The following is an 11,762-nucleotide window of genomic DNA, read 5'->3' on the forward strand; positions in this document are numbered from 1 at the left end:
CCTGAAGAACCTGACCGACGACGTCTGCCTAATGGTCCGCGAATTCCTTTACTCCTGCTTGAACTTTGTTTACCACTGGATCCACTGCTACCACTACTTCCGGAACTACCGCTGGATCCGCTGCTGCCGGAACTACCGCTGGATCCGCTGCTTCCGGAACTACCACTGGAACCGCTGCTTCCGGAACTACCACTGGAACCGCTGCTGCCGCTACTTCCACTGGATCTCCTTCTACCATGACTACCGTTGAACCCACTGCTTCCGGAACTACCACTGGAACCGCTGCTTCCGGAACTACCACTGGAACCGCTGCTTCCGGAACTACCACTTGAACCGCTGCTTCCGGAACTACCGCTGGACCCACTGCTGCCGTGACTGCCACTAGAGCCACTGCTGCCTGAAGAACCCGACCGACGACGTCTGCCTAATGGTCCGCGAACTCCTTTACTCCTGCTTGAACTTTGTCTACCGCTGGATCCACTGCTACCATGACTACCACTGGATCCGCTGCTGCCGCTACTTCCACTGGATCTTCTTTTACCACGACTGCCGCTGGATCCGCTGCTACCGCTACTGCCGCTGGACCCACTGCTGCCGCTACTACCGCTAGATCCGCTGCTGCCGTGACTGCCGCTGGATCCCCTTTTACCGTGACTGCCGCTGGATCCCCTTTTACCGTGACTGCCGCTGGACCCACTGCTGCCGCTACTTCCACTGGATCTTCTTTTACCACGACTGCCGCTGGATCCACTGCTGCCGCTACTTCCACTGGATCTTCTTTTACCACGACTGCCGCTGGATCCACTGCTGCCGCTACTACCGCTGGATCCGCTGCTGCCGCTACTTCCACTGGATCTTCTTTTACCACGACTGCCGCTGGATCCACTGCTGCCGCTACTACCGCTAGATCCGCTGCTGCCGCTACTACCGCTAGATCCGCTGCTACCGCTACTGCCGCTGGACCCACTGCTACCGCTACTTCCACTAGAACCGCTGCTACCGCTGGACCCGCTGCTGTCGGACTTATTCTTTTTCCCTTTGGATTTAGGGCCTTTTTTACCACCCTGGGATTTTGGCCCCTTTCCTTTATGTTTTGCAACGACTTCTTTTGGATTACTATCTAGAAAGGCTAACACACCATTTTCTTTCGCCATAGCTAATAATTGGTCCATGTCCAACTTTAATACCATTTTTTCACCACTTCCAAAAATAAATATTTTCCTTTCTAACTTATGGGAAAACTGTCGGGATTGACATGGACATTTATATATTTTTAATAAAATTCACCTAATTCTTTGCATGTTGGAATTTTACAAAACTGCACATTTACCTATCTCAAAGCATACAATTCTAAAAATAATTTATTTAGGGGTATATAAGTTGCTTAAATATGAAATCTTTATAAATCCAAAAATATTAAAAAACTTAGAACAGGATATTTGGACGGATCCTGTGCCCGCAGTGCTAAAAATGGAGGGAAATCAATATGCAATTACCCTTGCCTACCGCGGAAACGTCATCAGAAAGAAGAAAAAAAAATCATATCACATCCTTTTTAAAAAACCCCATACCGTAAATGGAGCCCATGAAATCCACCTTAATGCAGAGTATTCGGATATCTCACTAAGCAGAAACAAACTCGCACTGGATTTTTTTCATTCCTTAGGAGTAATTTCACCGCGATCTAAGCATGTTCTTCTTTTTATTAATGGATATTGTAAAGGGATTTATTTAGAGCTAGAATCTTTCGACAAATACTTATTGAAAAAAAGAAATTTGCCTCAGGGGGCAATTATTTATGCCACTAATTATCATGCAAACTTCTCCCTAACCACTCCAAAAAATAAATTAAAAACCAGCTTAGATGAAGGGTATACAGTCAAGTATGGGTCAGAAAAGGATCTTGCAAGACTAGAAGATTTTATTGCAAAGGTAAACACTTTAAATAACGATGATTTTGAAAAAGTTATCCCAAAATTTTTGGATACAGATCAATATCTAAAATGGCTGACAGGAGTCGTTTGTACGCAAAATTTTGATGGGTTTATCCATAATTATGCTTTATATCATAATGGGAAAAGCAATCTTTATGAAATGACTCCCTGGGATTATGATGGCACTTGGGGAAGGGATCTTCACGGGAGGAAATTAAGCCATGATTTCGTGCCGATTACTGGTTACAATACATTGACGAATAGACTTCTCACAATCCCTCATTTCAATGAAAAGTATGTAACCACCCTTACCTCTGCCTTAGAAAATCAATATACTGTTGAAAACCTTGAACCCATAATTACGGATCTATTCAATGAACTAAAGCCTTATATTAGTCTTGATCCTTATTTAACCATTAATGAACAAACACTTGAAAAAGAAAAATTATACATTCTAAGGTTTATTAAAAAACGAAATTCTTACCTTAAAGAAAAAATGATGACCGTTATATAGGCAAAGTGAAGTATATGGCAAATTCCATATACTTTTTTTTGCCTATTTTTTCCTCAAAATTGAAAAACAGGCACCTATAATAGTACAACATCACCCCGTGATACATATAGATGCAGTGTAAATGTTTATTTAATTTTAAGGAGGAAAATGGTGGTATGAATAAAGAAATGATGAGTAACTTTGTCGGCAAAACCATCAAGGTTGATAGACATGGTCCAAATTCAAGGGTCGGAAAATTATTAGAGGTTTTCGATGACGGATTTATCTTATTAACCGAAAAGGATGGGATTTTGTATTACAATATGCAGCATATCAAAAGTATTACGGAAAGCACCCAGGACAAAATCGATGCTGGGGTAGAAGCACCAGAAGGATTTGAATATAAAAAGGCAAATACCTTCAACGCTTTGTTAAAAAGCTTGCAATATCAATGGGTACACATGAACCGTGGTCCTGAAAGCATTGAAGGTGTGCTTAGTGAGATCACTCCGGAGTATGTAGCCATTATTGTGAAGGATGAAATTGTTCGCTTCTCTATGTTCCATATTCGAAATATCAGCTACGGCCTAAAAGTTGAAAATACGAATGAAGGCGAAAAAGGTTCTGAAGATAAGGGAAAAGAAGAAAAGAATAAAAATAACGATAAGAAAAAGTAATGAGTTGAATCTCGTCGCTTCTCTTAACAGGGAAGCGACAATTAATCCCATAAGGAGGATTTATGAATGAGCCAAGATCGATTTTCATCTACTCTGGATTTATTAAAAGGCTTTAGTGTAAATCTGTATGTAGGTGAAGAAATAGTCAAAGGAAAACTAATGGGCGTAGAAGAAGACCATATCATTTTAGAAAACGAAAATAATTACATTTTTTATTATAGTCTAGATAAGATCCAAGCGATCACAAAGAACACAAAAGAGTTCCAAAGTGAGGAAGTTTCAAATCAATTTTTAAAAACGACCAGCTTAAAAGATTTACTCGATTCATTAACTCATTCTTGGGTAAGTATCCTTTGTTTAAATAAACAAACGTTCAGCGGAATTGTCAGTGAAGTGGACTCCGATTTCGTCACCTTAGTTAGCGGTGAAGAAAGAATTCTTATTAAACTTTCTCATGTCTCCAATATTGTAAAAGGAGTTATTGAAGAAAACTCAAGCAGTTCAGACTCAGACTCAGTCTCAAATTCAGATACAGATTCGAATTCAGAATCAGACTTAAATTCAGATTCAGATTCCAATGAAGAAGAGCAAAATGAAACAGAGGTAACATATCAGGAGGAAGAAGCAGAAAATAGTTCTAACGAAACAATCGACATCGTAGAGGAAATTACCGCTATCGAGGAAGAAGAAAGCATCGATCTTTCTAACCAACTAAATATTGATAATTCCGCTGCGTTGGTTTGGTCACAATCCATTAAACCGAAAACTGTTGAAAAAGAGGAATCAACTAACCAACAAACAAAATCATCCAAAAGTGATCGCACTACTTCCTCCAAGGAAGAAAAATCTAAGAAAAGTAAACGCTCCAGTTCCACTAAGGATCAGAAAAGTTCAAAGTCTAAGAGCTCCTCAAGGAAAGTGGTCGAAGAAGTAAAAGGAACGAAAGAATCAACGAAAGAAACAAAGAAAGAAACAACGAAAGAAACAACTGCCTTAAAGTTTAGCAATACAGCCAATATCTTCGGCTCAGTGAAGGAAAATAGAGAAACGAAGAAAACAGTGGAGACCAGTGCTGCGAACATTCAGAAGGCTGAGGAAAAACGGTCAAATCGTTTTGCGGGTGAACCGATTTCACATAATAGCGAAGGTGCTTTCCCATTCGCCGGCTGGCCAAGTAGGAGAAATAGAGCGAACCGTTTCTAATTCCGCAACCTCTATCAAGGATAGTCATTATGAAAATCATCATATTTCTCTTCCATGTCAATGTCCCTTATAGCATCCTAAAGAAATCCTTACAAAATGATTTGGACTGGTCTATTAAAGGTCATTCCCCTTAAACACCAGTCCCTCTCATCTTGTAAATTGCAAGTCCTATGAAAGGATAAGATTTTATGAATTTAAAAGAACAGATCGGAAAATATATAAAACTAGAGATTTCAGGTAAAAAAATTTTAAGTGGCATGCTGATCGACATCGGAAGTGATTTATGGGTCCTGTTTGATGGCTATGATTATTTATATATTCCTACTATCCATATTCAAAATTGGCAATTTCTTAACGAAGATGAAATTGACGAGTTTTATATTTCATCAGAACCTTCCCCAATCTATAATCATAACGAAGAAATATCCCTAAGAAAGACACTTACTTCCGCAAAAGGAATTTTTACAGAAATCTATGTAACTGGAAACAAAGCAGTACATGGATATATTATTAGCATCATGAATAATTATTTCATTTTTTACTCCCCCATTTACAAAACAATGTTTATTTCCCTCAACCATTTAAAATGGTTAATTCCTTATTCAGAAAACCAACGTCCTTATGGACTAAGTAACACGAATTTCCCAGTAAATCCTTCAAACCTTTCCTTTGCAAGGTCTTTTGAAGTGCAAATTGAAAAGTTAGTTGGAGAATTAATTGTTTTTAATATGGGAGAATGTGAAAATTTTATAGGGAAAGTTCAGGGGATTAAAAATAATTTTGTGGAAATTATTAGGGCTAAAGAAGATCCGGTGTACTTGCATCTACAACACGTCAAAACTGTTCATATGACCTAAAATATTTAACGGAGTGTCTTTTAGGACACTTTTTTTTGAAAAAAAAACGGACTGATTTAGTCCGCTTCTTCCCTCCAAAAGGCCTATTTATTTTTGAGATAAACCGTTTCTGATTTTTCACTAACACGAAAGGATAATAGTTCAAAAGTTACCCCGTATAAAAAGGTTACTAAAGTGACAGAGCCAATCATATCAAAAATGACGTGCTGCTTAACAAATAATGTGGAAACAATAATTAAGGTCCCGACTATATTTATACACAGTGTGTTGAGAATGTGTTTGTTTTTTATATGCAGTGAAGCAAGCATGATTGTAAAAGTTGTGAGGACATGAATGCTTGGAAAGCAATTTACTGGCTGATCATTTGCATATATCCATTGGACAAGCCTGATTAGCAAGCTATTACCTATTAATTCGGGCCGTGGCACGGTTGTTTGGAAAAAGAAATACACGACAAAACAAATAAGTTCTGCAACGACAATAAGGATCAATGTTTTTAAATATACTTTTGTGTCTTTAAAGCAAAAATAAATTAAATAACAGAAAATATAGCCATACCACACAATATAGGGAATGATAAATAAAGGCAGAAAGGGAATAACCTGATCAACCGAAGTGGAAATATCTACTGCTTTATGTGTCCGTTCATTTAGGATCTGATAAATAACCGCCAATAGGGGAATTACAAACAATAAAAGCAAGTAGGGAGCTTTCTTGATAAGAATTTTCATTGTTTATTCCTCCCTTTAAAGATTGGTAGTCCATTTTAATTCATACAATTTTAAAAATCAATAGACTCCTAGTTTATAGTACCATATACATGGTTTTTGTGCATAATTTCCCCAATTAAACTATTACTTTATAATGAAAATTGGTAAACGAAAAAGGACGAAACGCAGGCGGGCACCTTCGTTCGGTCCTTACATTTGTTGGCTGAATAAATTTTGTAATGATTGATGTTAAACCTGAAAAATGTACATTAGTTATATTTTAACATTTTTTCCTTAAAATTTAAAATGATAACCTCTTCTTTAAAGCTTCTGTATCCTCAATTAACTGGTTTATTAATTCTTGAACAGTTGAGGCTTTTGCTAATCGCGGGCTTTGACCTGCCCAAAGGGACATAAATTCCGGGTTTCGAGATGCGGAGGATGCTTTGCGAATCCCTTTTGTCAATTCATTTTGAATTGGATATGGCGGCAAGTTGTGCTCCATTTTTTTTATTGTTTCGATAAAACGATTGTTCACTCCTCTTGCCATTTTCCCTGAAAAAGCTTTCGTCAATACCACCTGATCTTCGGAAGCATTGGTTATGGTTTCCTTATGTACTTGCGATGCTCCACTCTCTTCACATACGAGGAAGGCGGTTCCCATTTGAACTGCCTGTGCACCAAGGCATTTAGCAGCAATTGCTCCCCTTGCATCCATTATGCCTCCTGCAACGATGATGGGAAGGTTTATTTGGTCTGCCGCCTGAGGAATTAGCGACATTAAACCGATTAAACCTTGCTCGGCATTATTTTCGAAAGTGCCGCGGTGTCCACCGGCCTCACTTCCTTGCAAAACGACCATATCCATACCAGCTTGTTCGTTTAGGATGGCTTCTTGAACAGTTGTGGCCGTACCGATGACGATAATTGAATTCTTTTTTAAAAGTTCCATGATTTCTTGTGAAGGCAATCCAAATGTAAAGGAACAGACTGGCACTTGTTCTTCCATAACGACCTGTACCTGCTCATGAAAAGTTTCCAGGTCTTGTTCAAAAGTTGGGATTTTAACGGTGGAGTCAACTTTTAACTCCTGTTCAATTGGTTGGAGAAGTTCTTTAGCTGTCATTATTTTTTGCTCATCCTGTTGATAATTTGATGGAACAAATAAATTGATTCCAAAATTTTTCTCCGTTAACTGTTTTACTTCCTGTATTTGTTGCCGGATTTGACTTGGTGTGAGATAACCCGCACCGATTGTTCCGAGTCCGCCCGCATTCGAAACTGCCGCAACTAATTTTGACGTAGTCGGCCCTCCCGCCATTGGAGCTTGAATAATCGGATATTGAATACCTAGTTGATTTGTTAAATCATTTTGCCACATGCTTTTCTTCCGCCTTTCATAATATAATATATTTAATCAGTTGTTTAAATAGTGACAGGCACCGTCCGTGGACAAACCGTTTGTTTTGTCCGTGTGGAGCGGACATCGAGTTTATATCAGAATGAGTGGTGATGAGATGGAGCGAATTGTTCTTTTTGATGGTGTATGTAATTTATGTAATCATAGTGTGCAGTTTATTATCAAGCGAGATGTATCTAGGAAATTTAAGTTCGCATCCCTCCAAGGAGAAACTGGAAACCGAATAATAACGAAATATGGTCTCGCACCTGATCTTAATAGCTTTGTTTTAATTGAAAACGATAAGGTCTATATGAAATCGACAGCTGCATTACGGGTTTGTCGGGAGCTCAAAGGTGCATGGAAGCTGTTCGCAATCCTAATGATCATCCCAACGAATAGTAGAGACTACATATATGATATCATAGCGAAAAACCGCTATACATGGTTTGGCAAGAAAAACAGCTGTATGCTCCCTTCACCGGAGTTGAAAAAGAGGTTTTTGGATTAAAAAAGCCTGAACCTACGCTATAGGTTTCAGGCGTGTATTGTTTTATGCTTTCATTTTCGTATTCACTTCATATAATTCCACTGCTTCTTTCACGGAAAAACCTTCATTCACAATCGAATGGATCGCCTGAATCATCGCAAGCGGGTAATCAGACTGCCAAATATTCCTCCCCATATCCACCCCGACAGCTCCTTGCTCCATTGCATTATACGTAATCTCGAGTGCTTCCCGGATTGTATCAAACTTCGGTCCCCCGGCAATTACAATCGGTACCGGGCACTTGCTTGTCACCTCTTCAAAATTTTCACAGTAATAGGTTTTTACAATATCTGCCCCCATTTCCGCTACTACTCTTGAAGCTAATGCAAGGAACCTTGCATCCCGTTTTTCAAGCTCTTTGCCGACTGCAGTAATCCCTAAAACCGGGAGCCCGTAATCATGGGCATCACTGACAACATGAGCAAGATTCGTAACCGTTTGCGTTTCATAATCAGAGCCAATAAATACAGAAACACCCACCCCGACCACATTATGACGGATCGCCTCTTTCACGGAGGTGACAATCGTTTCATTTGCCAAATCCTTACCAACCGTTGTCGGACCGCCGGATACACGCAGGACCATCGGTTTTTCCGTATCATTGGGAATACAAGATGCGAGTGTACCCCTCGTTAAATAGAGGGAGTCTGTATAGGGAAGAAGATCTTTTACCGTTTCACCCGGCTTTTCTAATCCCCTAATTGGCCCTAAAAAGTATCCATGATCAATCGCCAGCATGACGGCCCTTCGATTGGGCAAAATTTTGTTCAAACGGTTTTGAAACCCCCAGCTCATTCGTAACACACTCCTTTATTTAATAACAGGATTCGGTTGATTTACAGTATCCCGTACCTCAATATGCGGGGACTTTATAAACACAGCCTTAAATAGTTTCTCAGATTGATTGATTAAATAATGGGAATCATGTGGCCGGCATTGAATCATATCCCCCTTCTTTGCCGGAATATGGTCTCCATTGATATAAAAATCAATTTCACCTTCTAGAATATAGAAAATTTCTTCACAAACGGAATGATAATGGTTTTGAAAGTCCTGTCCCGGCTTCAATACGACAACTCCAACATCCACATTGGGCCCCTTTGTTAAGTATTTCGGTCCATTGTCCCCAAACCGGTATTCAAATTCATTTTCATTCACCTTTTTCATCCCTTTCACCCCTTTCAAAAATTAATCCAATCCAGGTGCTTTCCACATATTAGTGGTTAAACCACGGTCGGCTAGGATCAGCTGTTCTTTATAGACACGCCTCCATTTTTTAAAAATTTCAAGATAAACCCTATGATTTTCTAAATTAGGTTGGTAGGTCCGCTCCCACTTCACTACCTGTTCGACTGCTTTTTCAATATTTTCATAGAGTCCTGCCCCGATACCTGCATATAAAGCTGTGCCTAAAGCGGCAGCTTCTTTTACCACAGGAACCTTAACTGGAACCCCTAAGACATCTGCAAGTGTTTGGCTCCACAGCTTTCCTTTCGAAGCTCCCCCTGCAAAAATAACCTCCTCTGGATAAGTACCTGTTGCTTCTTCAATCAATTTTAAGTTTCCTAAAGTAATTAAGGCTGCATTTTCTTGAAGGGATTTAAAGAGTTCTTTTTTTCCTGTTTTCTGAGGATCAAGTGTGAGGTTTATAAAGGATGGAGCGGCATGCCGCCAGGAACCAAAATTCATCGTATCGGAAAAAATCGGGATAATTCCATTCGCACCAATCGGCACATCCTTGGCTTTTTCTTCTAAAATTTCATATGGATCGCATCCGGTTGCAGCCGCCTCCGCTTTTTCCATGTCACAAAATGCATCACGGAACCATCTCATTACAAGACCGGGGAAAAAGACGATGGTTTCAAGCTGCCATAGGTTTGGTTCCGCATGACAGTTTACCCGTATTCGTCCCCCTTTATCTATTATAGGTTCTGAAACATTGACTTCCTGCTGCCAAAAGGAGCCGCCTGAAACCACCGTTTGCCCTTCCAGAACAGCCCCCACGCCAACAGAAGCCATTTGCGCATCTCCCCCGCCTGAGACGATAAGGGTTCCCGGGCATAATCCTGTTAAGACTGCGGTCTCATCCGTCAATGCCCCTAAGACTGTTCCTGCCTCATTTACAGGCGGAAATAGATTCTCTTTAATTCCGCATAAATTTGCCGTTTTCTTTTCCCAATCCCGTTTCCTTAAATCAAAAATACCGGTGGTACAGCCATTTGATGGGTCGACCTGAAGCTTGCCGGATAGTTTAAAAAGAAGCCAATCATTAATCATCGTCATCGCCGCTGCTTTTTCATAGATTTCCGGTAAATGGTTTTTGATCCATAACAGCCTTGGCAATGCACCTAGAGCGAACATTTGTCCAGATATGTTATAAATCTCTTTTTCTATTCCTGAATTTAGATCTTTTAGCGCCTTAACCTCCTCTGAGGCCCTTGCATCCACATTGGCGCACGCCCAAATCTCCTTACCCTGATCATCATAAAGGACAATTCCTTCTCGCATGGCTGTTGCGCTGATGGCTTTGATATTCCTTGCGTTAATTCCTGTTTCTTTTAATACAATTTGAACACATTGGACAACCAAGCCCCAGTTCGTTTCCCAATCAAAATCCATTGACCCAGGGAACCGTTCATCCGCTAAATGGTCCCATTCAAATTGCGAAACACCGATTTGATTTCCAAACAGATCAAATAATACCGCCCGAATACTGCCCGTTCCGGCATCAAAGGCGAGAATGTACTCCATTTGGCTTCACCTCTATATCAGGTTTTTAAATTTATCACCCCTTACAAGAAATATATCCGCAATTTTTTTAAAAAGAACTGGATTGCCTTGTCCCTTTCATAAGAGAAAAAAACCCTGTATGATTCATACAGGGTTTTAATCTTTAATTTAAAAAACAAGGATCATTAAAGTAGACAATTTCAGAAAGAATTTTGGTGCCTTGAATCTTTTTGAAGGCTTCTATTGCTTCCTCTTCTTTTTCATATTCATACATTTTAATATTATCCATAGAATAAAGAGTGATAACCCACATTTTTAATTCCTCCAATAATTATTTGCAGTAAAAAATAGAAGATCCTAGCAATGTCACTTCAATTTTTGGCCTAAACTTTTATTTAACATCATCAAATTGCTGTATGAATGTTGTCAAATCGATTTTCTTTAAGGCTTCAGCGGCTTTTTCGATATCTTTAGAGAAAATTCGGTCCTTATTAATAGAAGGAATAAGTTCTCTTCCCTTTTCGTAAAGTCTTCTTGTTTGTGTAGCCATTTTATCCACACCACGGTATTCCACAGCCTGCATGGCACAAATCAATTCAATCGCAAGAACTCTTCTTGCATTTTGAATAATTTGATGAGCGTGTCTTGAGCCAATGGTTCCCATACTTACATGATCCTCTTGGTTCGCAGAAGATGGGATCGAATCGACACTTGCTGGGTGTGCCAATGTTTTATTTTCAGAAACAAGCGCTGCTGCCACATATTGCATAATCATTGCACCAGATTGTAAACCTGGCTCTGGGCTTAAGAATGGCGGCAGGTCATTTAATTGCGGATTGATTAAACGCTCAATGCGTCGTTCTGAAATATTCGCCATTTCCGCAACAGCAATTTTCATAAAGTCCATCGCAAACGCAATAGGCTGCCCGTGGAAGTTACCGCCAGAGATAACCTTATCACCATCATCAAAAATTAATGGATTATCTGTTGCCGCATTCATTTCAATTTCTAATTTTTCTTTTACATAATCAAGTGCCTGCCATGAAGCCCCATGAACCTGTGGGATACAACGAAGTGAATATGCATCCTGCACGCGAAGCTCGCCTTGTTGTGTAGTCAATAAGCTGTCACTTAAATAGCTGCGGATTCTTGCTGCTGTATCGATTTGCTGCTGGTAACCGCGGGCAACATGAATGTCTTCATCAAATG

General features: G+C 39.8%; 14 protein-coding genes. 5 read left to right on the top strand and 9 right to left on the bottom strand.

Annotation, left to right across the window (positions count from 1 at the left end):
* Positions 1-28: 28 nt before the first annotated feature.
* Positions 29-382, bottom strand: a complete 354-nt coding sequence (locus M028_RS31715) for a hypothetical protein (RefSeq protein ID WP_051591249.1) — start codon at positions 380-382, stop codon at positions 29-31.
* A gap of 42 nt (positions 383-424) precedes the next feature.
* Complete coding sequence (locus tag M028_RS31720; RefSeq protein ID WP_026576457.1) at positions 425-1,063, bottom strand: hypothetical protein; 639 nt, start codon at positions 1,061-1,063, stop codon at positions 425-427.
* A 317-nt stretch (positions 1,064-1,380) separates the two neighbouring features.
* Here M028_RS31720 and M028_RS0125985 point away from each other — a divergent pair, with 317 nt between their 5' ends.
* The 4 genes from M028_RS0125985 (at position 1,381) to M028_RS0126000 (ending at position 5,164) form a co-directional block, all read left to right on the top strand.
* On the top strand, positions 1,381-2,448 hold the full coding sequence (locus M028_RS0125985; RefSeq protein ID WP_026576458.1) for a CotH kinase family protein: 1,068 nt from the start codon (positions 1,381-1,383) through the stop codon (positions 2,446-2,448).
* A gap of 155 nt (positions 2,449-2,603) precedes the next feature.
* Positions 2,604-3,104, top strand: a complete 501-nt coding sequence (locus M028_RS0125990) for a hypothetical protein (RefSeq protein WP_026576459.1) — start codon at positions 2,604-2,606, stop codon at positions 3,102-3,104.
* A 66-nt stretch (positions 3,105-3,170) separates the two neighbouring features.
* Positions 3,171-4,307, top strand: a complete 1,137-nt coding sequence (locus M028_RS0125995; RefSeq protein WP_026576460.1) for a hypothetical protein — start codon at positions 3,171-3,173, stop codon at positions 4,305-4,307.
* A 188-nt stretch (positions 4,308-4,495) separates the two neighbouring features.
* On the top strand, positions 4,496-5,164 hold the full coding sequence (locus M028_RS0126000) for a hypothetical protein (protein ID WP_026576461.1): 669 nt from the start codon (positions 4,496-4,498) through the stop codon (positions 5,162-5,164).
* A gap of 83 nt (positions 5,165-5,247) precedes the next feature.
* Here the strand turns inward: M028_RS0126000 and M028_RS0126005 are convergent, their stop codons facing one another.
* Both M028_RS0126005 and M028_RS0126010 read right to left on the bottom strand, forming a co-directional pair.
* Positions 5,248-5,895 carry a phosphatase PAP2 family protein gene (locus M028_RS0126005; RefSeq protein ID WP_026576462.1) on the bottom strand — a complete coding sequence of 216 codons (648 nt, stop codon included), beginning with the start codon at positions 5,893-5,895 and terminating at the stop codon, positions 5,248-5,250.
* A 280-nt stretch (positions 5,896-6,175) separates the two neighbouring features.
* Positions 6,176-7,255 (bottom strand): NAD(P)H-dependent flavin oxidoreductase, encoded by a 1,080-nt coding sequence (locus M028_RS0126010; RefSeq protein ID WP_026576463.1) that lies wholly within the window; start codon positions 7,253-7,255, stop codon positions 6,176-6,178.
* Positions 7,256-7,391: 136 nt separating this feature from the next.
* Here M028_RS0126010 and M028_RS0126015 point away from each other — a divergent pair, with 136 nt between their 5' ends.
* On the top strand, positions 7,392-7,784 hold the full coding sequence (locus tag M028_RS0126015; protein ID WP_155925813.1) for a thiol-disulfide oxidoreductase DCC family protein: 393 nt from the start codon (positions 7,392-7,394) through the stop codon (positions 7,782-7,784).
* 42 nt (positions 7,785-7,826) lie between these two features.
* On the opposite strand, the gene lsrF is transcribed toward M028_RS0126015, so the two are convergent.
* The 5 genes from lsrF to M028_RS31115 form a co-directional block, all read right to left on the bottom strand.
* Positions 7,827-8,618, bottom strand: a complete 792-nt coding sequence (lsrF, locus tag M028_RS0126020) for a 3-hydroxy-5-phosphonooxypentane-2,4-dione thiolase (protein WP_026576465.1) — start codon at positions 8,616-8,618, stop codon at positions 7,827-7,829.
* 15 nt (positions 8,619-8,633) lie between these two features.
* Positions 8,634-8,990 carry a cupin domain-containing protein gene (locus M028_RS0126025; RefSeq protein WP_026576466.1) on the bottom strand — a complete coding sequence of 119 codons (357 nt, stop codon included), beginning with the start codon at positions 8,988-8,990 and terminating at the stop codon, positions 8,634-8,636.
* 21 nt (positions 8,991-9,011) lie between these two features.
* Entirely contained in the window at positions 9,012-10,574 is a 1,563-nt protein-coding gene (lsrK, locus tag M028_RS0126030) for an autoinducer-2 kinase (protein ID WP_026576467.1), read from the bottom strand.
* Positions 10,575-10,716: 142 nt separating this feature from the next.
* Positions 10,717-10,866: a hypothetical protein gene (locus M028_RS33460; protein WP_197031476.1), complete on the bottom strand. Its 150-nt coding sequence runs from the start codon at positions 10,864-10,866 to the stop codon at positions 10,717-10,719.
* A gap of 78 nt (positions 10,867-10,944) precedes the next feature.
* Positions 10,945-11,762, bottom strand: an 818-nt coding sequence (locus tag M028_RS31115; RefSeq protein ID WP_035424713.1) for an aromatic amino acid lyase, incomplete at its 5' end; no start/stop codon positions are given.

This window comes from Bacillus sp. UNC438CL73TsuS30, from assembly GCF_000482325.1.
Lineage (GTDB): Bacteria > Bacillota > Bacilli > Bacillales > Cytobacillaceae > Neobacillus.

Coding starts and splice junctions, on each gene's coding strand:
- lsrF (WP_026576465.1), bottom strand. CDS start 8,618: ATGAGCTGGGGGTTTCAAAACCGTTTGAACAAAATTTTGCCCAATCGA.
- M028_RS0125995 (WP_026576460.1), top strand. CDS start 3,171: ATGAGCCAAGATCGATTTTCATCTACTCTGGATTTATTAAAAGGCTTT.
- M028_RS0125990 (WP_026576459.1), top strand. CDS start 2,604: ATGAATAAAGAAATGATGAGTAACTTTGTCGGCAAAACCATCAAGGTT.
- M028_RS33460 (WP_197031476.1), bottom strand. CDS start 10,866: ATGTGGGTTATCACTCTTTATTCTATGGATAATATTAAAATGTATGAA.
- M028_RS0126015 (WP_155925813.1), top strand. CDS start 7,392: ATGGAGCGAATTGTTCTTTTTGATGGTGTATGTAATTTATGTAATCAT.
- lsrK (WP_026576467.1), bottom strand. CDS start 10,574: ATGGAGTACATTCTCGCCTTTGATGCCGGAACGGGCAGTATTCGGGCG.
- M028_RS0126025 (WP_026576466.1), bottom strand. CDS start 8,990: ATGAAAAAGGTGAATGAAAATGAATTTGAATACCGGTTTGGGGACAAT.
- M028_RS0126005 (WP_026576462.1), bottom strand. CDS start 5,895: ATGAAAATTCTTATCAAGAAAGCTCCCTACTTGCTTTTATTGTTTGTA.
- M028_RS0126010 (WP_026576463.1), bottom strand. CDS start 7,255: ATGTGGCAAAATGATTTAACAAATCAACTAGGTATTCAATATCCGATT.
- M028_RS0126000 (WP_026576461.1), top strand. CDS start 4,496: ATGAATTTAAAAGAACAGATCGGAAAATATATAAAACTAGAGATTTCA.